The organism is Chitinophaga sp. CF118 (assembly GCF_900112615.1).
In the GTDB taxonomy this organism is placed as follows: Bacteria; Bacteroidota; Bacteroidia; order Chitinophagales; family Chitinophagaceae; genus Chitinophaga.
In genome coordinates, this window is sequence record NZ_FOMK01000007.1 from 245,083 (window position 1) to 271,407 (window position 26,325).

Below are 26,325 nucleotides of genomic sequence, written 5' to 3' on the forward strand. Positions count from 1 at the left end.
TCAGACAATGAACTAATTGCTCCGGTCAACAGTATCTAAATACTGATCAGAACTTACTTGACGTCATCAACAATGCATTTTAAGCAACTGGCACTCAATGTGTCTTTTTTTTAACGCTATCACTAAACAGTGTTCATTATGTCAACAAACATTATCAAAAGATTATCGTTCACATTGCTACTGCTGATTAGTGCTGTAATAGCAGCTAATGCACAGGAAACAGTACTTGACAGGTACATTAAGCAGGCTTTTGAACATAACCAGGGATTACAGCAAAGAAATTTTCAGCTGGAAAAATCCCTGCTAGCCCTGAAAGAAGCTAAAGCGCTCTTCTATCCACAAATTGGCCTGACGGGGTCCTATACCAAAGCCGCCGGAGGCCGTACCATTGATATCCCGATTGGCGACATGCTGAACCCAGTGTACAGCACTCTGAATAAATTGACCAACAGCCAGCAGTTTCCGCAATTACAAAATCAATCGGTATTGCTGAATCCTGATAATTATTATGATGCTCATATACGCACCACACTCCCACTCATCAATACAGAAATATGGTATGCACAGAAAATCCGCAAGGAAAGCATTTCCCTGCAACAGGCTACCGTAAACGTTTATAAACGTGAACTGGCTAAAGACCTTAAAACAGCTTACTATCAGTACTATCAGGCTGCTAAAGCTGTAGAGATTTACAATATAGCGCTAACACAGGTGCAGGAAAATATCCGGGTGAATAAAAGTTTCCTCGATAACGGGGTACGTAATAGCACCGCTTTAACCCGCGCACAGGCTGAACAGCAGAAGATAGTGACATCAATCACAGAAGCTCAGAACAAGCAACAGAACGCACAAGCTTATTTTAACTTCCTGATGAACGAGCCTTTCACTACAGAGATTACACTTGACAGTACTCTTTTCACTCCTGCACAAGTATTACTAATAGATGGAAATGCTGGTAACCGTGAAGAACTGATCCAGCTGGATCAACAGAAAAAAATTGCGAACCTGCAATACAGGCTATCTTCTTCTTATCTGATCCCTAAACTCAACACATTTCTGGACCTGGGTACCCAGGCGTATAACTGGAACTTCGATAATAAATCCCGCTACTATATGTGGGGTGTAAATCTACAATGGGACCTGTTTGCCGGTGGACAAAGAAAATACAAAGCACAACAGGCGGCTTCGGACTTAAAGGTGATCCAGGCTTCATATAATGAGACCAATAGTGCTCTGCAACTAGAGGCAAATACCGCACAGAATAATTACCGTACTGCTGCTGCCACTTTCTCCAATGCACAAACGCAGTTACAGCTCTCCGAAAAATATTACAACGATCAACTGAAAGTATATAAAGCAGGGCAACTCCTGTACATTGAACTTCTGGATGCTCAGAATCAGCTTACCAGTGCAAGACTGCAACTCTCCGTTGCTTTTGCACAGGTGCAGACGGCACTTGCAGAGATAGAAAGAACAACGGCTACTTATAAACTCTAACATCTTAAAAATACGACAACATGAAAACAATACATGTTATTACACTACTCGCACTACTCTCCTCTCTTGCAGTTTCCTGCGGAGAACATACATCTGCGGAACAGAAAAAAGAAACAGATCAGATTCCTGTAAAATTACTGCCACTAAATGGACAGATAGCGGCTGTGAATCTGATTAATGTTTCAGGTCAATTTACTACAGATGATGAAGTAATGCTGTCTTTCAAAACTGGAGGAATCATACAAAGCCTCCTTGTAAAAGAAGGAGATGCAGTGAAACAAGGACAACTCCTGGCTACGCTCAATCCCGTGGAGATTGATGCACAGGTGAAACAAGCGCAGCTATATTATGATAAATCAGTACGCGATCACCAACGGATCCAGAACCTGTATAAAGATAGTGTAGCTACTCTTGAGCAATTACAGAACACACAAACAGCTGTAGACATAGCTTTGGAACAATTGAAAAGTGCACAGTTCAACCGTAGTCATTCGCAAATCCGGGCACAGGCCAATGGTTATGTATTACGTAAACTGGCCAGCGAAGGGCAAATGGTACAACCCGGCACGGCTGTATTTGAAACCAACGGTGCACAGTCAGGCAACTGGTTACTACGTGTTCCGGTAAGCAACAAAGAATGGGCGGCGATTAAACTACAGGACAAAGCACAGGTTGAAGTAGAATCAATGCCAGGTAAAGTATTCAGTGGTGTTATCTCCCGCAAATCAGAAGGTATTAACGTTGCCGATGGTTCCTTTATGGCAGATATAAAACTTACCGGTGAAAAACCTGCGGCTATTGCCTTTGGTATGTTCGGAAAGGCTAAGATCACCCCGGTTGTTGCCACTGCTTCCGGAAGCAATGGTCCCTGGGACATCCCTTACGATGCTCTGCTGGAGGGCGACGGCAATAAAGGATATGCATTTGTAACAAGTGATAATAAAACAGCGCATAAGGTAACCGTTACAATTGCTGGTATGGAAAAAAATCATGTAATTATCAGCAACGGATTAGAAAATGCAGGATCACTCATCATCTCAGGCAGCGCTTATTTAACTGAAGGAAGCTCCATCACTATCACGAACAAATAACATTTCAGAACATGAAAATATCTTCATACGCAGTAAAGAACTACCAGTTCACACTGGTGATCTTTATCATGATCATTGTGCTGGGCATTACGACTATCATCAACATGCCCCGTTCGGAAGATCCGGAAATGCATGCCCCCACTTATTCAGTGGCTATCGTATATCCTGGTACCAGCCCCAAAGACATGGAAAACCTGATAGTAGATCCGCTGGAAAAAGAATTCTCTGCACAGGAGAATATCAAACGTGTACGTACAAGTATTGGCGACGGACTAGCTGTGATCAGGATAGAATATAAATACAACAGTAATGTTGACGATAAATACCAGGAAGTATTACGCGTGATGAATGGCAAGCGGAGTGAATTACCCGAAAATATAAACGTGACGGTAATGCGCTTTCAGCCCAGCGATGTAAACATCCTGCAGATTGCTCTGGTGTCTGAAAATGCGCCGCGCGACAGGTTACAGTATTATGCAGAGAAATTGCAGGATGAACTGGAACGCCTCCGTTCTTTAAAGAATGTTGAGATCCACGGATTGCCTACCAGACAGGTAAGGATCGAACTGGCAACAGATAAGATAGCCCAGATGGGCATATCAGCAGATAATGTAATGAACAGCCTGCAAAATGAGATGGTGAATATTCCCGGTGGTAGTCTGAATGCAGGTAACCGTACCTTCAATATTAAAAGCAGTGGCAGTTATCAACAGCTGGATCAGATCAAGAATACAGTGGTATACATCAGCAATGGAAAAAACGTGTTCCTGAAAGATATTGCCAATGTGTATTACGGTTATGAAGATGAAACTTACGCAACAAGACTAAACGGACACCGCAGTGTTTTCGTGGTAGCTGCACAGAAAGAAGGTGAGAATATCAGCAAGACCCAGGAACTGTATAAACCAGTCATTGCACAATTTAAAAAGACCTTGCCTGCTAATATAGACCTGGTGCAGAATTTTGACCAGGCAGAGAATGTAAACAGGCGCTTAGGTGGATTAGGAGAAGATTTTCTCATCGCCATCTTATTGGTAGCTTTTACCCTTCTACCGTTAGGTTTCCGCCCTGCTCTGATCGTAATGATCTCTATTCCTTTGTCGCTTGCCATTGGGGTGATCCTCTTACAATTGTTCGGTTATAACCTTAATCAGTTAAGTATTGTAGGCCTGGTTGTAGCACTGGGTTTATTGGTGGATGATAGTATTGTGGTGGTAGAAAATATAGAACGCTGGATCCTGGAAGGGCATACCCGTATGGAGGCTACGTTAAAAGCTACTGGTCAGATAGGCAAGGCTGTTGTGGGCTGTACGGCTGCACTGATGATCGCATTTATGCCTCTCGTATTCCTACCAGAAGGCGCCGGGGATTTTATCCGGGGGTTACCACTGGCTGTAATCATGAGTGTATTTGCATCTATGCTGGTATCATTAACGATCATCCCATTCCTGTCCAGCAAGTTATTATCTGAACATACCGGAAATCCGGAAGGAAATATCTTCATGCGTGCTCTGAAACGCCTGATCCACGGTAGTTATTCCAAACTGCTGGATAAGGCTTTAAATAAACCTGTACTTACCATCATTGCCACTGTGATAATTTTTGGCACCTCTCTGATTCTGTTCCAGGTAATAGGTTTCAGTTTGTTCCCTGCTTCTGAAAAACCACAGTTCCTGATCAATATTACCACACCGCCTCAATCCAGTCTGGCCTATACAGACAGCATTGCGAAGAACATTGAAAAGGTATTAAAACAGGAACCGGAGGTAAAATACTTTTCTTCCAACATTGGTAAGGGTAATCCACGTATTTACTATAACATTGTTCCGGAACATGAAAGAACAGATTATGCACAGCTGTTCGTTCAGTTGGACGAACACGCTTCTCCTACCAAAAAGCTCGCATTGATCGAGAAACTCCGTAAATTATGGACCCCCTATCCAGGTGCTAAAGTGGAAGTGACCAACTTTGAACAAGGGCCAGCTGTTCCTGCTCCCGTAGAAATTCGTCTATTCGGAGATAACCTGGACACTTTACGCAATCTGGCAGCAAAAGCAGAACTCCTGCTGAAAAATACACAGGGCGCTATTTATGTAAACAACCCCGTGAACTTGCTGAAAAGCGATATCCGGGTGGCTATCAACAATGAAAAAGCACAGTTGCTCGATATTTCCAGTGTTACCATAGACCGTACAGTAAGAATGGCGGTAGCCGGACTGAATCTTGGGCATTATTCGGATAATAACGACAATGATTATGATATTCTGCTAACCCGTAATAAAGATGGACATCCTTCCCTGGATGTTTTCAATAACCTGTATGTAAACAGCCGGTCAGGCAAAGCTTACCCGATTACACAAGTGGCAGACTTCCGTATGGAAACCTCTCCGCTGAGTATTCATCATCAGGAAAAAAGAAGAGTAGTTTCTGTGACAGCTTTCGTACAGAAAGGGTTTCTTGTTGACAGGGTGATCAATGATGTAATTGTCAAAATGGATGCAATGAAGTTACCTGCAGGATATAGTTATGAGATGGGTGGCGAAGTGGAGTCAAGGCAGGATTCTTTTGGAGGGTTTATGAGCATTATTATTGTAACCATATTCCTCTTTGTAGCAGTACTCGTACTGGAGTTCGGTACATTTAAAAGTACCTTAATTGTATTATCAGTAATCCCGTTGGGTATTGTGGGTGCGGCCATAGCACTGTGGTTAACCGGTAACTCCTTATCTTTTATTGCTATCGTGGGTATGATTGCACTGGCAGGTATTGAAGTGAAGAACACCATCCTGCTGGTAGATTTTACCAACCAGCTAAGGGAACAGGGTAAACCTCTGGAAACAGCCATCAGGGAAGCCGGGGAGGTACGCTTTTTACCGATTGTACTCACTTCCCTCACCGCCATTGGTGGATTGATTCCTATTGCTATCTCTACCAATCCATTGATAGCACCACTTGCCATCGTACTGATCGGGGGATTGATCAGTTCTACTTTGCTGTCAAGAATAGTAACTCCAGTAGTGTATAAGCTGATGCCACCAAGAGTAACTCAACAATAACATTATAATTAAGGGGGCCCTAGTTGCCCCCTTAATTATAATGCTATTTCTTTACCGTTTCAACCCAGGAAGCGGCCATCAGCTCGGCTCCCGCAATACTTGGATGTACACCATCCCCTGTCCAGTATGATCCCGGTGCTATTTTCTGCGCCTTATCAAAAATGGTCTGGTAAGGGATGAAGACAGCATCATATTTCGTGGCTATCTCTTTTGCAGCAGCGCGATAGTCATTGAAAGCAGGGTACCACTTCTCATCAACTGCTTTTACGCCAATCACAGCAAAAGGCTCTCCTATTACCAGCTGCACAGCTGGTAATTTTTGTTTGGTACGATCCAGCAACGCTGTAAAATCATCCTGATAAGTCTTTATAGTTCCTTTGTAATTACCTGTCAGAGTGTGCCAGAAGTCATTGACCCCTATCAGAATGCTCAGTACATCAGGCTGTATTTTCAGGCAATCCTCCTCCCAGCGCTCAGCCAGCTGATATACTTTGTTGCCGCTGATACCTTTATTAAAGATCTGCAGGTTCAGATCAGGGAATTGTTTCAGCAGGGTTGCCGCTGCCAGGAAAGCATAACCATTTCCCAGTGAACCCGCATTGTTGGGTGTGGACTGGTCTTTTTTACGACCGGAATCTGTAATAGAATCTCCCTGAAAGAGAACGACAGCATTCTTTTTTAGCGTAATTTTCTTTGCCTGTACTTCTTTGGCGGTTCCTGAAACCAACGATGGAAGGGTTATTGCGGCCAGGCTTCCTAAGGATACATTCCGGATAAAGTTCCTCCGGTTGGAATTAGTTTTCTGTGGCATGGAATTATTTAAATTGAGTATATACATTATGGTTATTAGAATATAAATCGACCTGAAGTACTAAACTAATAAATTTAATGATAAAAATAAATATGCCGCCCAGGACTAGGCGGCAATTTAGTTATCTATCCTATGAAAACCTGTGTATAAATGACATGATGGGAGCTGTCCCAAATCTTTCGCAGTTGCCTGGTACACATTCTATTAAGCATACCAGGCTTAACGAGAGTTTGGCTTTATTATGGATATGGCTCTCCACTATTACAACCAGACATTTTCATTATATCGTCTATTTGAGCTTATATTAACCTAAATAGTCATTGATATAATTTTTTACGATGCATATGCCTAGTTTTAAATGCTTTATACATTTTCCGATGTAAAGATGTACATTTGATACGTTAGATTTTGTAAATTTCAGTGCCCCTTTTGGAAAATGAGTAAGGATACACATATTTCTAGGTGCTAACACTTATTTTAAGCATGGCCGACAACCAAACATTCTGAAACCGCCGTTATTTAACGCATATTTACGTGCATCGTGACCGACTTAGAAATTTATACCCCATATCTTCTCTTGAAAAGCTACGCAAGAATTATTCTTAAAAAGTAATTACTATAATAAAGAATGAAGTTATTACCTATCATTAAAAAACATACTTTGAAAATTCTTAGACTTATGCTTTATTTTACTTCAATTGCTGCCCACATAAGTAAAAGATATGCTGGAAATTATCCCAACTCTTACTATTGACCGTGAACGATTTATCAGCCAAATGTTCGTACCCACAGCAAGTATGGTTGTCATTTATCCAGATAAAAACCATTATATACGGATGATATTATATACCACATCCAGTTGTTATGCGTTCTATAATAACAATGCACAGTTCTACTCAACCAGTGCAATCGGGCATGATATAACAGGGACGTATAAACTACCTCAAATTATTAATACATGAAAGATCCTATTTATAAAATATTGTTGCTCGAAGAAGACACTACTCTGCTAAAAAAGATTCAGCAGTTGCTGACTTTGCACAACTATGAAATAATTACCTGTACATCTGCAGAAGAAGGCATTTATATGAGCCGGCAATACAAGCCCGACCTTGTGGTATGCGGTGTAAAACTCCGCGGTGGAAGCGGGTTTCACTTCCTTATGGAACTTCGCAATGACCATACCCTTCAACATATCCCCTTTATCTTTATCAGTGGGAAAGATGGTAAAGAAGATATGCGCATGGGTATGAACCTGGGAGCTGATGATTTCCTGACCAAACCATTTAAAAGCAAAGAACTCATCATGAGCATTAAATCAAGGCTCATCCGGTTTACGTTTTATAACATTCAACAAAGAGACAGAAAGCATACTACTATCGTATCTATGCCGGTGATTGCACCTGAAATTCACAACAAGTTGAGTAAGACTGAATTCAGGATTATGCAGATGATTGCAGAAGGTATGAGTACAAAAGAGATTGCGCAGGCACTTAACATCAGTATTAAAACGGTAGAGAATCACAGACATAATATTTCCAAAAAACTGAATCTTACTGGTCATAACTCCCTGATCAAATACGCCATTAAAAACCTTACCCAGCAATACAGGATCTTATCTTAAATAACATAGCGGTCAGACGACTTTCGGGCGTCTGACCGCTATAACTATCATGGGTATCGCTATTATCTATCAATGATATCCTTTATTCTGTTCTAATGTACTCTTGCTTCCATTAGTAGATAAATCTATCTGCCGCTGCGGAATAGCAAAGTACTCATTCTTATTTTTGGTAAAACTAGCCCCCTGGATATCCAATGTAAGGTTTCCTTCAAAGGCAAAGAATGCATTCAGCACATCACCCGCATCTCCCCAGCGAACCAGGTCGAAGAAGCGATGTCCTTCCATAGCCAGTTCCAGTTTGCGCTCAAAATAGATGGCCTTCAGGGCATAATCCTTGCCTTGCGCCGTAAAAGTACCTGTGGGATACCTGGACACCTTATAATTGGCAGCAGGTACATCCTGGAAGCCACTCATCGGCGCATTATTGTCCAGATATAGATATACTTCACTTTCTGGCCTGGCAGCCCTTCCACGCACTGTATCCACATAAGCCTGTGCCTGATCCAGATTAGACAACTGGGCTTCACATTCTGCCGCCATCAACAGTACATCTGCATAACGGATCAGATTATAATTGATTGCATTACCAGGTGCCCATCCCCTGGGATCATAATATTTATCCTGTGTTGCCTGCCAGTAAACGTTTTTCTTGGGAGAATAATGTCCAGCAGTAGATGCTTCCCTAATCCAGGTATCGCCGGGATGTACGCCCCAATCAAGGTATGGAATCCCCTGGCGGCCTACTGTCCAGTCCAGGCGTGGATCCAATGTTTCTGTAGTGATACTGTGACTGTTATAATCGTCCAGGTAAGGCAGCCCCTGGGCGTTTGTGATATAAGAATTTACCAGGTCTTGTGTAGGCTGAAAAAAACCGCAACAGCTGAAGGGGCCATTATAGGGGTAGTTGAGCATTTCGCCCTGGTTGGCATTGGCAGAGGTACCGGAATTATCGTTTGCATCATACTGAATGGCAAAAACACATTCTGATGTATTCTCTGTTGCCGCATCAAAATTGTCTTCGAAACGATCTCTCAACTTATAACGCTCTCCTTTTGAGGTGATACCCTGGGAGATAATCTGATCAAAGAGAGGCTTGGCATCTGTATATTTATGCTCAAACATGTAAGTTTTGGCCAGGTAGCAGGCAGCAGCCCATTTATTCGGACGGCCAACTTCTGTCTGGGTGCTAGCCAGGTTATCCATACCAAACTTGAAATCTGCTTCTATTTCAGGCCAGATATCTTTATTATTCGGTGTTTTCATGTCTGTGGTAGTTTCATCTATCCACGGTACCATATTAAACATCTTTTTAAGATCACTATAATAATGCCCCCGCAGGAAGTGTGCTTCTGCTGCAACTTCCGTTTTCTCCTCATCAGTCATATCTGTAACCTTAGGTAACAGACGGAGTACGGTATTACAACGGGTTACTCCTTCATAATCCACACGCCATTTATCATTGAGGAAGCTGTTGGTAGCACCGGCAGTAAACCTGGCCAGATCCAGTGTTGGTGGAGAGTCAAAGTGATCACTACCTTTATGTGCATCACCTCCACACACACTCCCATAGATCCAGTTATCGGGAGATACTGCGTACCCCGCTCCACCGGAGAGATTTGTCATATCTCCATCCGTAAAGTCCTGACCATCCAGTGCACCATATGCACCTACCAGTAGTGCATTGATTCCTTTTTTATTGGAGATCAGCTCTTCTTTTAAAGAAGATGGCGGCACCCGGTCCAGGAAGTTTTTACAGGAAGGACTGCAAAGTGTTATTCCTGCCAGTATTGCTATAGATATATTTTTATTTAGTTTCATGGCTTTACAATTTAACATCAGAATGTAAGATTTACACCTGCCAGGAATTGGCGCTGGCTTGGATAAGTGCCTTCATCTATACCAAAGCTCCTTACATCACTTCCTCCAATTTCAGGATCAATACCTGTATATTTTGTGATAGTGAAAAGGTTAGCTGCCTGTACGTAGATCCTTAATCTTTCAATGTGGATCCTGCTGCCGAATGCTTGTGGGAAGGTGTATCCCAGTTGAACGTTCTTACAACGCAGGTAAGCACCGTTTTCTACATAATAAGAGTTGGGAACACTGTTGGTACTGAAAGAACCTTCTCCTTCCTGGATAGGCGCTTTGGCATTGGTGCGTTCCGGCAGCCAGGAATCATAGAGGGCTGTTTTGCTTTTAGCACCATCAAATGAAGAGGAGAAGTCTGTCCACCATCTTACCTGGTTCCAGATCTGGTTGCCCTGCACACCAAACAGGAACATACTGAAGTCAAATGCTTTGTAGGTTAATCCGAGATTAATGCCATAAGATACTTTGGGATTAGGGTTCCCAAGGAAGGTACGATCGTCTGAGTTGATTACACCATCATTGTTCGTATCTGCATATCTGAAGCGGCCAGGTGCTGCTGCTTCCTGGAAGGTGGCAGAAGCATCTCCCGTCTTTGCCTGTGCTGCCGCATCGGCTTTATCCACCTCATCCTGACTGTTCCAGAACCCGGTAATCCTATAGCCGTAGAAGCTGGAAATAGGCTGTCCTACAGCATTGCGGATAATGCTTTCACTGAAGTTACGTGGCTGGCTGTCAAAATAATCCACTCCTGTGGCAATCTTAACGATCCTGTTTTTGAAGGTGGTCAATGTTACTGTCGCATCAAACTTCAGATCCTTGGTGATGTTCGTATGTGAGGTAACGGTAAGGTCTACACCCTGATTCTTCATGTTGGCCACATTAGAATAAGGTGCAGGAGCGGTGCCGAATGTTCCCGGTAATTCACTGTTGTATAAAAGGTCTTTGATATTCTTCTGAAAGTAATCAGCAGATACTTCCAGTTTACCACCAAACAAGGTTGCATCTATACCGATGTTGGTATTGATATCACTCTCCCACTTTGCATTAGGATTACCTATTTGTACCTGTTGGAAACCTAGCAAAATACCGTTGTTGGTACCCTGCAGATCGTAATAAGAAGTGTTCTTATTACCACCATATAAAGTAAAGGCATTACCCGGTGTAAGGCTCAACTGGTTTCCCATAATACCCCATCCACCACGAATTTTCAGATCTGTGAGCCAGCTTACACTTTTCAGGAAAGACTCCTGGGAGATACGCCAGCCGGCGCTTACTGCGGGGAACATACCATAACGGTTATTCACACCAAATTTGGAAGATCCATCCCGGCGCAGTGTACCGCTCAGGATATACTTGTCATTAAAAGTATAGTCTATCCTTCCGATGAGGGATAATAAACCTGCAGAGTAACGGGTAGACGTGATGGTTTGTCCGCCTGCACCCGTGCCGTTATCTACGTAATCCGGATCAAAAGAGAAGAAGTCCTGCGTAGTACCTACCTGCTGACGGGTACGTTCATCATATGCTTCTGTACCTAACAGTACATTCAGGTTATGTACTTTATTAAATGTATTGTGGTAGTTCAGAGTGTTGGTCCATGTCCAGTTATGAGCGAAGTCGCTTGATTCTGTATAAGAATTTACACCTGCATTTTCTTTATTCTCATACTGTGGATAGGTGAACCTATGACGATATCCCGAATTCACCTCACCACCAAAGCTTGTATGGAAGGTAAAGTGTTCCATGAAGTCAATATCAGCATAGACGTTACCGAATACCCTGTTCACCTGTCCTTTATCATTACGGGTGCGGTATTGCATGGCTACCGGGTTCATGGCATCGCCTAGTCCAATCCCATTTGAACCACCAAAGTTACCTTTGATATCATATACAGGGATAATGGGCTGTTCCCGTATAGCCATACCCACGGCCCCACTGGCCGTGAGCAGGTCTACGGTGGGGTTATCAGTAACAGAGAAAGACAGATTCTCTCCTATCCGTATATTTTTAGAAATGTTGAACTGACTATTAGAGCGGATGATATATCTTTTCAGATAGGTATTCATCAGGGTACCCTGCTGATTAAAATAGTTCAGTGAGAACAAGTAATTACCTCTGTCACTGCCACCACTCACAGACAGGTTATGACTGGTCATTGCGGCCGGTTTAAAGATTTCATGAAACCAGTCTGTTCCAGTTTTATTGGCTTTAGTGATATAATAGAAACTGTTATAATCGTTCTGATCTGTATAGTTTGGATTTACATAATACAGGTCAGGATTAGTGCGGGGATCTCCTTCCATCAGTCCTACAGGTTGCAGATAATCCGGCAGTCTGGGTGTGAGGCCGTCTCCATACAAAGTATCGCTCAATGGCGTACCTGTATTTTTGTATGACAGCCAGCGCAGGTTGGCCATTTCCTGAGAGTTCAGTGTATGAAAAGCATTCCCTCCTTTAGGGTACTGACGACCATAATACGCATCATATTTCACTTTCACCTTGCCGGTACCTCTTTTGGTCGTAATGATAATCACACCATTGGATGCACGGGAACCATAAACAGAAGCAGCACCTGCATCTTTCAATACCTGCATCGAAGCCACGTCATTAGGATTCAGGTCATTGATACTTTGCGTAGGTACTCCATCCACTACGTAAAGCGGAGTATTGTTATCAAAGGTATTCACCCCACGGATGCGCACCACGGGTTCTTCTCCCGGCTGCCCGGAACCAATAACGGTAACGCCTGATGCTTGTCCCTGTAATTGACTTGTAACCTGTCCGGATGGTTGCTTTACCATTTCTCCGATGTCGATAACGGTTACGGCACCAGTCAGATCTTTTTTGCGTTGAGTGGTGTAACCTGTAACGATCACTTCGTTAAGTGTGCTGGTATTTTCTGTTAGTATGATATTTATTTCTGACAGACTTCCCACTGGTATTTCTTTGGATTCGTACCCAACGAAAGATATTTCAAGTAGGTCATTGGCAGTGCCGGGAACGTTGAGAGTGAAAGTACCATCAGGGCCGGTAACAGCACCCGTACCGGTTCCCTTTACACGCAATGTAACACCTGGCAGTGCAGTACCTTTGGCATCTGTTACCTTACCATGTATAGGGCGTTGTATGGCTTCACCACCGGATGTTTGCGTTGCCTCCCTTGCGGTAATAAGATAAAAGTGCTCTCTGACTTTCTGATATGAGAGATTAAATGGAGCGAGTGCTTTGTCGAGTACTTCTTCAGCTGACTTACAGGCAGCAAGATCTATTTTTGCTTTCTGGTCTTTCACCAGGTCGCTTTTATAAGCAATTGAGACACCGAATTTCACTTCCGTTTGCCGGAATAATTGTTTCAATAATACTTCCTCCTGCTGTTCCAGTGGTTGTCTTACAGGTTTGGCACCCGGCTTTGCAGCCAGCGGCTGGTTTGCCAGAGCACAAGGTGACAGAACACTTAATGCAATAGTATGCATCAGCAGCACACGTAAATGTTTGTTCATGTGCAATTTAGTTTTGGTTAATAAAAAGTTTGGGTATCAGTTTCCCAACGTGGTTACGCTATCTTACTTGCCCTGTTTATAAAAATGTACTCCAAAAGCTTTCTCAAATTGAATTAGCATAGTATCGGCATTGTAAACGATAGGCATAGAGCCTGAAACACGGTACCGCAACATCTTTGGTTCTTTTACAGATACCTGTCGGTCAAACACCTGCCGCATAAATTGTATGGCATCGGCAACAGTATATTCATCCATCATAAGCTGCCCGTGTGTCCAGGCGATTACCTTTGTCACATCTGTTCTGCTCTTGGTATATTCTCCATCCTGTTTATTATAACGGAGCATCTCTCCGGGTTGCAGGTATAGCTGTGTTTCATTTTGTCCCTGCTGTTCTTTGATATTCAGCTTAATACTTCCTTGTTGCAATACGACTGCTATCCTGTTGTTAAAATTATTGATGTTGAACTGGGTACCCAGAACTTCTACTGAAAGACGGTCGAATGTATGTACAATGAATCTTGTATTCTCTTTTGTATGACGTACATGGAACCAGGCTTCTCCATCCAGCCACACTTCCCTTACGTTGGCTTCTTTCTGTGCATACACCAGCCTTGATCCTGCATTTAATAATACTTCCGAGCTATCGGGCAACAGCAATTTTTTTGTTTGTCCCGGTAAAGTAGCTGTGCTCAGTGTGAGTGCATGAAACTGTTTGTCTGTATGTGTTAACCAGAGCGTGCCCAGCAGGATGCCCAGTAATATGGCAGCAGCGTACTTCCAGGAAAACAATCTATAAAAGCGACTCCTGTTCGCTACAGGCAGAACAGGTAATTCTGCCGTTTCATCTGTTGCTATATTATCCCAGATAGCATCCCACAACTGGTCCTTCTGCTCACCGGTTAGCTGGTAATCACGAAAATGGATGGACTTTACCAGGGTTATGGCTTCTGCTATTACAGCTTCTTTTTCAGGATGTTGTTTCAGCCAGGTAGCCCATTCGTAATTGTTCTTTACATCTGGTTTTAGTACCCATTGCTGGAAATTTTCGTCCATTGCAAAATCACGTGCTGTATATATATGGTACTGCTGCAAACCGTCTCTTTTATATAAAGAGACAGAGAAAGGGAAAATCTCATCGTTTTGGGGAAGGTTTTTTTTAAATTATTTCCCGGGGCTTAATAATAAGAGTAATACGGCAGGTGGTAGCATTCTTTTCAATACACCGATAGCTTTGGAGATGATGTTGTATACGGAGTCTACTTTCATGGACATCAGGTCTGCTACTTCCTGATAAGAAAGGTCATGGAAGAAACGCAGGTAAATAGCTTCCCGCTGGCGGCGGGGTAGGGCTGACAGGGCTACATGCAGTTGTTGTAACTGTTCCTGTTGTTTTTCGTCCTGGATAATAAAGTGCTCCCGGGGAGGGATCAGTTCAAAGTCAAACGGGATTTCAGAAGTCTGAGCACGGAGACGGCGATCCTTTTCCAGTGCCCGCAATAAACGGCGGCGTAGGCTGCTGAGCAGGTAATACCGGATATTCTGTAGTTGGTCTGTCAGGTGTTCTCTGGATTGCCAGAGGTCATGAAAAAGTTCCTGAAGGCAATCCCTCACCTGTTCTCCATCTCCACAAAAATGCACCCCATAATGGTAAAGATCATCTACATGTTCCTGGTAGATCACTGCAAATGCGTCCCGGCTACCCTGCCGGAAGTTATCCCATAACTCCTCCTGTGGAGATGCTTTATACAAAGCAGTCAATGATGGCTTTACTGCTTCCATAGCTGGATTTTGGTTGAGATCTCTTTAGTTGTTATAAAAATACACGTTTTTGTGAATTATTCTGTAATATGTTTGGTCCTTCTACACATTAATGTCGTGGTATAGTATTTGTAACCTTAGCATTGTCAGCCTATAAATTTTGATAATGACTATTATGTCTAACTCAATCTTTAAATTGCGAAATTATTTTTATACCCCAAATCTCCATGTCAAAAATCATCTTTATAATATTATGTTTATACCCATGTATGATGTTTGCTCAGGATGCATCCACTGTTGTATCTAAAAGTAATACTGTAAAAGATACAACAGGAAAAACAGATCTGGTTGATATTGCCAAAAGGCTCTTTCACATCAAACCTAATAAAAAGAGGAAACTGGAAGAAAAAAGAATTTACTTTTCTGTGTTACCAGTGAGTAGCAGTGTTCCGGGAGGAAGCGGTCATGTATTAGTTACCAGTACAACGGCAGGTATCTATTTAGGTTCGCGTCGTACTACCAATATTTCAAGTGCTACATTTGCCCCTTATTTTAATTTAAAAGGACGGTTTGGCTTACCCCTGCGTACAAGTATATGGTTACCCAATAATTCATGGACTATCCAGGGAGATCTGAGGCTTTTGGTATATCCTCAATATACCTGGGGATTGGGAAACGATAAAGATCATGATCACAGAACGTTAGTAGACTACCGGTATATCCGCTTTTATGAACAGGCACTCAAACGTATAAGGCCATATTTTTTTGCGGGAGCCGGATATAACCTGGATTACTATATGAATATCAAAAGTGATAGTGCGAACATAGACCTGAAAACCTTTACCGGTTATCCATATGGATTAGATGATAGATCCGTTTCATCAGGAGTTAGTTTCAGCTTATTATACGATAGTCGTAATAATTCTATTAACCCGCTCCCCGGAGCTTATGCGAATGTTGTATTTCGTATAAATCCTTCTTTCCTGGGTAATGATCTCCGGTGGCAATCTTTGTATGCGGATGTGAGAAAATATATTTCGGTCAATCCTGCAAATCCGGATCAGCAAAACACCTTTGCGTTCTGGTCTTATTTCTGGACAGTGTTACACAGCAATGCTCCTTATCTTAACTTACCAAGTATTGGCTGGGATCCTGGCAACCGCTCCGGAAGAGGAGTAGATCAAAACCGGTATCGTGGCAAAAGTCTATTCTACCTGGAAAGTGAATACAGGAGGGATATAACTGAAAATGGTCTGTTCGGGTTTGTTGTTTTTGCTAATGTAAATACAGTGAGTGGATCTGAATCGATGTTCAGGTCGTGGCATCCGGCGGTAGGTACAGGGCTGAGAATTAAATTCAATAAAGGATCAAATACGAATATGGCTATTGATTTTGGAGTGAGCAAAGGATATAAAGCGATAAAGCTCAACCTTGGAGAAGCATTTTGATAAAAAACCTGCATCATACATATGATACAGGTACTTGTTATATATTAAATGTGTCGTTACTTGTTTTATTACTTAAGATGCAGCACACCTTCTTTATCATAAGAATAATCCACGTTCCCTACTATTTTTAATGTTTCCAGGAAATAATCCAGAGTATGTAGTTTTTCCAATCCTCCGGTGAATTTCTTAGCGGCCAGTTCAGGACGGTCAAACACTACTTTCACACCATACCAGCGTTCAATTACACCTCCAATATCTTTCAGGGAGGTGTTATGGAAGATATAGATTCCACGCATCCAGGCCAGTACTTCATCTGAATCAAAGTTACGAATGTCAAATTTATCATTATCTGTCACAACAGCTTCCTGCCCGGGTTTTAAAGTCACCTGTGCAGTAGCAGACTTTGAAGTAACAGCTCCGCTTACCAGTGACGTACTTGTAATACCGTTTTTATAAGCACTCACATTAAAGGTAGTACCCAATACCCTGATCTCTGTTTTCTCCGTGTGTACAATAAAGGGCTGTGTCGTATTCTTGGCTACATTAAAGAATGCTTCTCCTTCCAGGTATACTTCTCTTTGATTGCCGTTAAAATTGAAGGGGAAACGGAGCTTAGTAGTAGCATTCAACCATACTTCCGTACCATCAGATAACACCAGCTTATAATCCATTTTAGGAGGGACTATGAGGGTATTAAATCCTGACTCCGTTTTATTTGCAGTGTATTGTAATTTATTAGATCCAGCATTCAGTTGCACATCACCCGCGCTGATTTGTTGTTTTGCCTGATGGTAAGGAAGTTTTACAGTCTGTCCGTTAGCCAGTTTCAACTGTAATTCTGTTTCTGCCTTTACTGTTGTTGCCAGCTCCTGTGGTTGCTTTGGTTTAAAAATCCCTGATTGCCACATAAATGTAATACCAGTAGCCACCACTCCTGTAATTACAGCAGCAATTAACCAGCGATTGGTCCACCACATTGCTTTACGCCTTGGCAATAGTTTTTCTTCTACTTGTTGCCACGCAAGGTCTGTATTCATTTCATGCCAGAACTTCTCTTCGCCCTGGATAGATGGACTATGCTTGATTGCTTTCCACATGAGTTCTATGTCTTCATGAACATTAATAAGTCCTGTCACATACTCATCGTCTGGTACACTAATTGTTCCATTGCGCTTTTGTAATAACAACTGGTAAATGTGCTCGTGATTCATTTTGCTTTAGAATTTTGGAGTTTTTAGCCTTCCATATCAACAACATATTGATATTGACAAGGATAACGCTGGAATCTCTGCAATCTATTGCATAAATCTACACACATCTGATCATTCAAACTGTTAATTGCCGGTTAATGCCCGGGATTACAACTCGTTATTTAGGCTCTCTATAACAATTAATATTAAATCTTCACAATATAATGCTATATTAACATAATCAGACCCAGCCGGATGCTTGCTCGTTTTAGCTATTCCGTTGAAAATTGTTTGAATTATACAATTGTTTGCTTGATTTCTGCCTTCAGGGAATAAGCGAATCCTTTGAAGGTGCAATTGAATCTGCATCCATAATAACTACCCCTGTAGTTACAGATAAAGTAGTAGAATCAATCATAACAGGTATAGCAGTAGAATCATCCATATTTTCTACCGGAGCAGGCTTTCCCATCATACAGGAAGAACCAGCCATTCCGAAAGCAATTAAAAAGATAGCAGCTATCTTTTTAAAGATAGAGATATTGGAGAATGAAACTTGCCTCACCAGGTAATCCTGAGAAGTTTCCACAGATGTATTATTAAAGTGTCCGCAAACATTCTTTTTAGCATTCTCTTTCATGTATTCGACAATAGCAGGTATTTCCCAGTCAGTGAAATCAACGACTGTTTTACAACATTTTAAGCAGTGTTTTCCATGTTCTGCCGGAAGCATCTCTTCCCAGCTTTCATTACAGGGTTCTGGAATACGGATATACGAAGCCATAGGTGATTTTAAAATATAGATGCTGCAACCAGGAAATTCCATAAATAAGAATGGAGCCGATTCATTTCATGACGACGCTCCATCAGAAAGTATTAAAGAGCCTTTAGACTTCAATATTCGTTTGATAAAAAACGGCAATTCTACCCGACATGAAAAATACTGTAATTGTTGTAACTTTCTTCTTAAAAGCGGATCTGTGGCATAACGGGGCTATTTATTGATAAATTAAAATAAGATATGCTGAACAATTTCATACAATACATTATACTCATCATTATCATCTTATTCCTGGTAATGCTGGCCCAGAAAGTGAAGATTGCATACCCCATTGTACTTGTAATAGGTGGGCTTATATTAAGTATCACGCACGTTATGCCTGTCATTACAATTAATCCTGAACTGATTCTTGTAATATTCATCCCTCCCCTGCTTTACGATGCCGCCTGGCACACGTCATGGAAAGACTTCTGGCGATGGAGGCGGGTAATCTCCAGTTTTGCCTTCCTGATTGTTATTGTTACTTCATTCGTGATTGCTTTTATATCCAGCAGAATTATTCCGGGTTTTACACTGGCACTCGGATTTTTATTAGGAAGTATTGTATCCCCTCCAGATGCTGTATCAGCCACTTCTATTCTGAGAAATGTGAAAATTCCCAGAAGACTTTGTGCTATAATTGAAGGAGAAAGTTTACTGAACGATGCATCCAGCCTCATCGTTTTCCGCTTTGCGCTGATAGCTGTAAGTACAGGCCAGTTTATTTTTCACGAAGCAGCAATTAGCTTTGTAGAGGTAATCGTAATGGGCATTATTACAGGCGTACTTATTGGTATGGTTTATTATGCCATTCACAGGTGGTTACCTACAAACTCCAACATGGATATTGTATTAACCCTTACAGCTCCTTATGTGATGTATCTCGTGGCCGAACATTTTCATTTCTCAGGAGTATTGTCTGTGGTAAGCGGCGGATTGTTCCTCTCCTTCCGCAGCCAGACCATCCTTACCTACCGCAGCAGGCTACGGGCATCCAATGTATGGTCTACCCTTGACTTTTCGCTGAATGGGCTGGTTTTTATGCTCATCGGCCTGCAACTACCGATGATCGTTGATCAGTTGGGAACAGTAAGCCTGCAAAAGGCTATAGGATATGGGCTGTTCATCACCTTTGCGCTCATCGTTACCCGGATTCTCTGCACCTTAGGCTCTTCCGTATTCACTGTGTTCATCAGCCGTTATATTACAACAGCAGACAACAGACCCGGCTGGAAAGGGCCGCTTATCTTTGGCTGGGCAGGTATGCGGGGTGTGGTTTCCCTTGCCGCAGCATTGTCAATTCCTGTTTATATGAGCAACGGGGAAGCCTTTCCCCAGCGCAACATGATCCTGTTCATCACTTTTATGGTAATCCTGCTTACACTCGTTATCCAGGGACTTACATTACCGTTGGTTATCAGGTGGCTCAATATGGAAGATCCTGATAAATATACATCTGCAGAAGAACAACACTTACACATAAAGAAAAAACTGGCGCAGCATAGCCTCACATTCCTGGAAATAAACTACAATGAAAAGCTGAAAACCAACCCCTCATTACAACAATTACAAGCAAGGTTTGAGCGGGACCAATCCATGTTGGACCCTAACGTAAAGTCTGATCATGATGATTTCTCTAAAATCTATTTAGAGTTACTTGCACATCAGCGTCTCTTTTTGCGACAACTGAATAAAAAAGAAGGCGTGGATGATGCTGTGATCAGGAGGTATGAAGAGTTACTGGACATGGAAGAAGAAAAGATCAGACCCCTCTTTGAAGATTGATTGCCTGCTCCTTTTTTACGGGACAAAATAATAAAAGAGTATTTTATCTTTTATTATCGGAATAACATATACCTTTGTGAAAGAAAAGGAGGTAAACCTCTATTATAATAAAAGATAAAAAGGTCTTATTATATACTATTAAAGAAAAGTTATGCCGGAACTAAAAGACATACAAGGAATAGAAGACATTAAATGGATGGTAGACAGATTTTATGGCAAGGTCCGTGAAGATGGGCTGCTAGGCCCGATCTTCCTGTCTCATATCGGAAATGACTGGACTGCTCATCTAAATATCATGTACAACTTCTGGAACATGGCCATATTCGGCAACCGGGATTACACCGGTAATCCGTTTCAGAAACATAAACACATGCCACTGGATAGTATCTACTTTGACAGATGGCTACTCCACTTTCATGCTACCCTGGATGAACGCTTTGATGGCCCGGTAACAAACGATACAAAAAAGAAAGCGCAGACGATTGCGGCAACATTCCTGCATCGTATTACCTCACTACGCCAATCATGAAAACAGCACTATTACATACTCCGGATTGCTGCTGTCAATAGCTTGTTAAATTTTTTATCTGCCTAAAATACAATCACTGACTACTTTTAATTAGAATTACATGACACCTAGAAAACTATGGATCAGCCTTGCTATCGTCATGATGGTATCTTTTGCGCTGCTCATTTATTTCGGAACTGACATTTACCACAACCTGCCTCCTATCCCGGACAAGGTAGTTTCTGAAAAAGGAGATGTACTGTTTACCGGACAGGATATTAAAGACGGACAAAATGTATGGCAATCCATCGGAGGCCAGACAGTGGGCAGTATATGGGGGCATGGCAGTTATATTGCGCCAGACTGGACTGCCGACTACCTGCACAGGGAATCCGATATCATGCTAACAGCATTAGCTGCTAAAGATGGTAAAACATACAGCCAGCTACCTACTGATGAACAGGCATTATACAAAGACCGTTTAAAGACGGAAATCCGGAGAAATACGTTTGATCAACAACAAAACCAGATAGTATTCTCCCCCGCACGGCTCCAGGCATTCCGGCAACTGTCTACTTACTACGCCGGACTTTTTATGACTGATCCCGCATTCAACACATTGCGTAATCAGTATGCTATTCCCACTGCTACCATCAAAGATGCAGAACGTATGCGCAAGATGAATGCTTTCCTGGCATGGGCCACCTGGGTATGTATTACCGAACGTCCCGGCGATCACGTTACCTATACCAATAACTGGCCGGGAGATGAAGTAGTGGGTAATATACCATCCTCTTCCCTGCATCTCTGGTCTGGATTTAGTGTATTGCTGTTGCTGGCAGGCCTTGCCTTATTGATTCTGCATCATGCTTATAACAAAGATGAGGTGCCTGTAGAACTACCATTGCAGGACCCTTTACGGAATGATAAACCAACTCCTTCCATGAAAGCCACGCTAAAGTACTTCTGGATTGTGAGTGCGCTGATCATTGTGCAGATGTTGGCAGGTGTGATCACCGCACACTACGGGGTAGAGGGCAATGCTTTTTATGGATTTCCGCTGGATAAGTTCTTGCCGGCTTCTGTATCCCGCAGCTGGCATGTGCAACTTGCTATCTTCTGGATAGCCACTTCCTGGCTGGCTACAGGACTATACATTGCACCTGCAGTATCCGGCTATGAGCCCCGCTTTCAGAAGGCAGGTGTGAATATATTATTTATGGCTCTGGTGATTGTGGTAGCCGGTTCATTAGTGGGGCAATGGCTGGGTGTGATGCAGAAACTGGGACTGGTAGATAATTTCCTTTGGGGACACCAGGGTTATGAATACATTGAGCTGGGAAGAATATGGCAGATCCTTTTACTGGCGGGCCTGATTATCTGGCTAATACTTATGCTGCGTGCATTACTCCCCGCCTTACGTAAACGGGATGAGAGTCGCCACCTGCTCACCTTATTTGTAATTGCCTCCATTGCCATTGCAGTGTTCTATGCTGCCGGATTAATGTACGGCAGACAAACACACATGGCCATTGCCGAATACTGGCGCTGGTGGGTTGTTCATCTGTGGGTAGAAGGATTCTTTGAAGTGTTTGCAACAGTTGTTTCTGCATTCCTGTTCTGCCGGCTGGGTTTATTACATATCCGGCATGCAACGGTGGCAGTCCTGTTTTCTACAATTATATTCCTGCTTGGTGGAATCTTAGGCACATTCCATCACATTTACTTTAGTGCCACACCTATTTCAGTACTTGCGGTGGGTGCAACTTTCAGCGCACTCGAGGTAGTCCCGCTGATCCTGATAGGATATGAAGCTTATCATAATTATACAATAACAAGGTCTACCAAATGGATTAAAGCCTATAAATGGCCAATCTATTGTTTCATTGCCATGTGCTTCTGGAACTTTTTAGGGGCGGGCATCTTCGGCTTTGCCATCAATCCTCCCATTGCCTTGTATTATATCCAGGGATTAAATACAACAGCTGTTCACGGACACACCGCTTTATTTGGGGTATACGGAATTCTTGGTATAGGACTAATGTTATTTGTATTACGTGGATTATATCCTGAAAAACACTGGAATGATAAACTGATTGGTTCTGCTTTCTGGCTGATCAACATCGGACTGCTGGTAATGGTAACAATCAGCATGTTGCCAATGGGCATCCTCCAGATAATTGCTTCTATACAACATGGTTACTGGTATGCAAGATCTGCCGAATTCATGCATACAGATACTATGCAAACGTTACGCTGGTTAAGGGTCCCGGGTGATATAATACTGGCAACAGGGGAAGTGCTGCTGGTGATTTTTGTGATAGGACTGAAAACGGGATGGTCTTTAAAGGAGAAGAGATAGTTATACATGTAAAAAGAGCCTGTATTCTAATTACGATACAGGCTCTTTTCATTCGGACACTTGATGATGGAGAGCCCTAGTCGCTTAAGCGATTTTCAAGCCCTTTATTTATTTTTGATCCATTCTCTGGTTTTCACATCACAATTATCATGTTATCTCTTCAGAAACACCAGGGAGGCTTCCAACTTCTCATTAAACTCTCCCACTTTAGTAGATTCAAGTGTCTTAAAGATGTTTGCTCTGATCTTTTTGAAATCATTGTGCAATGGGCATGGCCTGGATTCGGAACATTGTTTAAGTCCTAATCCGCAGCCGGTAAAAATTTTATCTCCATCTACGGCCTTCACCACATCAGCCAGGGATGAATGCAGTGATTTTTTATCAAGATAAAACCCTCCGGACGGGCCTTTTTGTGATAATACCAGTCCGTCACGACTAAGATCCTGAAGAATCTTTGCAATAAAGTGCTCAGGGGAATCTATACCCTTTGCGATTTCTTTTATTCCAACTTTTGATCCGTCACTCGATTTTTGGGCAATGAAAATCACAGCCCGGATCGCATACTCACAAGTCTTTGAAAACATGAATACAATATTTGACTACAAAGATAAAGGTTAATTAATAAAAGATATTTTTATCTTTATTTATCAGTAATACTGATTCTAACAAAAAAGCCCCTTCGCAAAAGGATGCTTTTTTATTACCTCCACAACCGGGCAACAAGCCGCATAGGGAAATCTGGATCGGTGTTTAACCACTAACCATCGGGAGCCGGTTAAGGCATCCTCTGAAGGATTTGAACCTTCGTACCCGACCAAAGCGAAGTATCCCTGTGCTACGGCACCGGACATGAAAGTAAAAAATTACAAACAGGGTAATGAAAACCGGACAGCGTGAAGTTGCTCTACCAACTGAGCTACATGGAAATTGCTTTCCAGAGGAGGAATCGAACCTCCGACCCACGAAGTAACGCTGTTCTACGACACCTGTTTATAACAACAGCAGTAACAGGCAAAATGAAAGCGGGGTAAGCAAACGGGAGTCGAACCCGTATAGCCTCACGCTTTATCAGAGCGTCGCGCTATTCCTCCCCTTAGTGGCTGCGAAGTATTTCATTTTTACGACATGCTGTTATTTAAGATTTTTATAGCATCCCTCCCTTTCAGAGGGATGCCAATTATACTGTTATTGCATGAATATGTTCTACCGCAGAAGCACCCTGATCGATGCCTTCCATCACTTCAAATACCTTATCACTCCACCCGGCTATCAGATATACATTCTGTTCACGTATATTAAGCGGTATAGCACCATGACCAGCCAGGTCGAACAGATACAGTTTAGCTTCCGGAGCTATCTTCTTGTAGAGCTGCCATTGTGCGTTCAGCGTATTCGCATTATTCGTGTTTCCGCTCGTGCTATCCCACATCTGACAGTCCGTGAACAACATGATCTTATCTGCCACATACCTGCGCGCTACAAGATCTTCCAGTACTTTGTAACCATTGGTGCTATATCCTACTTCTCCTTCTCTTTTGTAGAACGCATCTACATTAGACAGGATACTATTTCGGGACAGGCTCACCGTTTTCCAGGTATCACCGAATATACCGGATACCACATGATGGCATTTATATTGCAACAGCATTCCCAGCATCAGGCCAATGTCATAATACAGGATTTTGCTTTTTGCAGATACTGGTTGCTGCATAGAACCTGATACATCGCAGGCAATCACTACCCGGGTTCTGTTATCAAATCCATGAAGGTTCTGCACACTTAATTTCAACGCTGTTTCAAGTGCTTCCTGTACATATCCTGTTAATCCATGCGGCACCTTTTTCAGTTCGCGATAGGCGGCCAGAAAACGGAAGGGCAACTGTTTTGATTTCAACACGGCAGTTTCATCCGTCAATTGTGCGCATACTTTATATACATGCGCATCGCTGATGTTGTTTTCCAGCATATTACGCAGGTTACGCATAGTTGCCATATAACCCAGCTTTCTGCTATCTATCAGTCCTTCCCAGGTAACCCTTACTGCAAGCAGCTTTTCCTTACCGGAGTCATATTTTACCTGTCCTGCAGCGGATAAAGCGGTTTCCCAGGTATATGGTACTTCCAGCTCATTATCCACGATTTTGTTGAATAATGACTGCTGTGTTTCATCCTTTGCTTTCGGATGTACCAGAAACAAGGCATCTCTCAATGAAATTTCCGTGTCACGGTTATATTTTGCGAACTGATATTCATCAAATTTGTTGAATGCAAGCGACAATCCCTTCTGTAGTTGCTTACTCAGGCGATGTAATTTCTTTCTGTCTGTTCGCACATTCGCCAGCGCATAGTAAGACAACAACTCTGTAATTTCATCCGCACGCTGTACTATCCTACTCACGGTTTTACTTACCAGTGAGTCGCCGGTATGCACTTTTGCAAGTTCTACGGCCAGCACTATGGGAATTGAACGCAGGTACATGTTTTCACGGGCATATATTGCCAGTTTGGCCACATAAGCGGGATCATTACGGGTAATCAATGAACGGATTCTTTCTACCCTTGTTGTATCCCCTTCATAAAACTGATCCTGAAGAGCCGATGTTACCACACTGCTGTACAATTCCATCTCAGGTGTAAGTTTATACACTTTTGCACCTTCATTGTTTATCACCGATTGCCCTTTGTGCTTTAAAATATTGAATCTCATCACCTTATTATTTGCTTGTAATTGACAATGCAAAGATGAAACACGTGTGCGCAGTCTTTCTGCGCAGTTTATTTTTTATCCATTATAGCTGTAAAAACCTCTTAAACCGGAAAAAACAAACCCCTTATAAGTCTCTGCCAATAAGGATTACAGAGAGATAAAGCATATATAAAGCATATGTGAAGCATATATAAAGCATAAATAAAGCATACTTCTAGTCACCCAATAAGGGACTGATGTTTCGCTAAAAATAACTTGGAGATCAGAAGAAGGCTGCAGGATTTGAAGATGAGCCGTAA

At 42.4% G+C, this 26,325-nt stretch carries 17 protein-coding genes; 8 read left to right on the top strand and 9 right to left on the bottom strand.

From position 1 onward, the window contains the following. The first annotated feature begins 138 nt into the window (after positions 1-138). The 3 genes from BM176_RS24195 to BM176_RS24205 are packed head-to-tail and all read left to right on the top strand — an operon-like array spanning position 139 to position 5,644. Positions 139-1,497 carry a TolC family protein gene (locus BM176_RS24195; protein ID WP_090106918.1) on the top strand — a complete coding sequence of 453 codons (1,359 nt, stop codon included), beginning with the start codon at positions 139-141 and terminating at the stop codon, positions 1,495-1,497. Positions 1,498-1,517: 20 nt separating this feature from the next. Then, a complete protein-coding gene (locus tag BM176_RS24200; protein ID WP_090106919.1) occupies positions 1,518-2,588 on the top strand; it encodes an efflux RND transporter periplasmic adaptor subunit in 1,071 nt (356 codons plus the stop codon). A gap of 11 nt (positions 2,589-2,599) precedes the next feature. After that, on the top strand, positions 2,600-5,644 hold the full coding sequence (locus tag BM176_RS24205; RefSeq protein WP_090106920.1) for an efflux RND transporter permease subunit: 3,045 nt from the start codon (positions 2,600-2,602) through the stop codon (positions 5,642-5,644). Between the two features lie 43 nt (positions 5,645-5,687). On the opposite strand, the gene BM176_RS24210 is transcribed toward BM176_RS24205, so the two are convergent. After that, positions 5,688-6,455, bottom strand: a complete 768-nt coding sequence (locus BM176_RS24210) for an SGNH/GDSL hydrolase family protein (protein WP_090106945.1) — start codon at positions 6,453-6,455, stop codon at positions 5,688-5,690. A gap of 958 nt (positions 6,456-7,413) precedes the next feature. Between BM176_RS24210 and BM176_RS24220 the strand changes: the two genes are divergently transcribed. After that, on the top strand, positions 7,414-8,079 hold the full coding sequence (locus tag BM176_RS24220) for a response regulator transcription factor (protein WP_090106922.1): 666 nt from the start codon (positions 7,414-7,416) through the stop codon (positions 8,077-8,079). 69 nt (positions 8,080-8,148) lie between these two features. On the opposite strand, the gene BM176_RS24225 is transcribed toward BM176_RS24220, so the two are convergent. The 4 genes from BM176_RS24225 to BM176_RS24240 form a co-directional block, all read right to left on the bottom strand. Next, entirely contained in the window at positions 8,149-9,897 is a 1,749-nt protein-coding gene (locus BM176_RS24225) for a RagB/SusD family nutrient uptake outer membrane protein (protein ID WP_090106923.1), read from the bottom strand. Positions 9,898-9,914: 17 nt separating this feature from the next. After that, complete coding sequence (locus BM176_RS24230) at positions 9,915-13,448, bottom strand: SusC/RagA family TonB-linked outer membrane protein (RefSeq protein WP_090106924.1); 3,534 nt, start codon at positions 13,446-13,448, stop codon at positions 9,915-9,917. A 63-nt stretch (positions 13,449-13,511) separates the two neighbouring features. Then, positions 13,512-14,540 (bottom strand): FecR family protein, encoded by a 1,029-nt coding sequence (locus BM176_RS24235; protein WP_090106925.1) that lies wholly within the window; start codon positions 14,538-14,540, stop codon positions 13,512-13,514. A gap of 69 nt (positions 14,541-14,609) precedes the next feature. Beyond that, positions 14,610-15,227, bottom strand: a complete 618-nt coding sequence (locus tag BM176_RS24240; protein WP_090106926.1) for an RNA polymerase sigma factor — start codon at positions 15,225-15,227, stop codon at positions 14,610-14,612. 248 nt (positions 15,228-15,475) lie between these two features. On the opposite strand from BM176_RS24240, the gene BM176_RS24245 reads away from it, so the two are divergent. Further along, complete coding sequence (locus BM176_RS24245) at positions 15,476-16,654, top strand: BamA/TamA family outer membrane protein (protein ID WP_255373579.1); 1,179 nt, start codon at positions 15,476-15,478, stop codon at positions 16,652-16,654. Between the two features lie 68 nt (positions 16,655-16,722). Here BM176_RS24245 and BM176_RS24250 read toward each other — a convergent pair whose 3' ends face one another. Then, complete coding sequence (locus BM176_RS24250; protein WP_090106928.1) at positions 16,723-17,865, bottom strand: FecR family protein; 1,143 nt, start codon at positions 17,863-17,865, stop codon at positions 16,723-16,725. Positions 17,866-18,169: 304 nt separating this feature from the next. Beyond that, positions 18,170-18,628 (bottom strand): hypothetical protein, encoded by a 459-nt coding sequence (locus tag BM176_RS24255; RefSeq protein ID WP_143097905.1) that lies wholly within the window; start codon positions 18,626-18,628, stop codon positions 18,170-18,172. 237 nt (positions 18,629-18,865) lie between these two features. On the opposite strand from BM176_RS24255, the gene BM176_RS24260 reads away from it, so the two are divergent. The 3 genes from BM176_RS24260 (at position 18,866) to BM176_RS24270 (ending at position 23,319) form a co-directional block, all read left to right on the top strand. Then, positions 18,866-20,449, top strand: coding sequence for a Na+/H+ antiporter (locus BM176_RS24260; RefSeq protein WP_090106930.1), 1,584 nt, complete (start codon positions 18,866-18,868; stop codon positions 20,447-20,449). A gap of 151 nt (positions 20,450-20,600) precedes the next feature. Next, positions 20,601-20,978 (top strand): group III truncated hemoglobin, encoded by a 378-nt coding sequence (locus BM176_RS24265; RefSeq protein ID WP_090106931.1) that lies wholly within the window; start codon positions 20,601-20,603, stop codon positions 20,976-20,978. Positions 20,979-21,078: 100 nt separating this feature from the next. Continuing rightward, complete coding sequence (locus BM176_RS24270) at positions 21,079-23,319, top strand: nitric-oxide reductase large subunit (RefSeq protein ID WP_090106932.1); 2,241 nt, start codon at positions 21,079-21,081, stop codon at positions 23,317-23,319. 152 nt (positions 23,320-23,471) lie between these two features. Here BM176_RS24270 and BM176_RS24275 read toward each other — a convergent pair whose 3' ends face one another. Both BM176_RS24275 and BM176_RS24280 read right to left on the bottom strand, forming a co-directional pair. Beyond that, positions 23,472-23,903, bottom strand: coding sequence for an RrF2 family transcriptional regulator (locus BM176_RS24275; protein WP_090106933.1), 432 nt, complete (start codon positions 23,901-23,903; stop codon positions 23,472-23,474). A gap of 593 nt (positions 23,904-24,496) precedes the next feature. Continuing rightward, the gene (locus BM176_RS24280) at positions 24,497-26,026 is read right to left on the bottom strand and encodes a TROVE domain-containing protein (RefSeq protein WP_090106934.1); all 1,530 of its coding nucleotides are present in this window, start codon (positions 26,024-26,026) and stop codon (positions 24,497-24,499) included. Between the last annotated feature and the right edge of the window lie 299 nt (positions 26,027-26,325).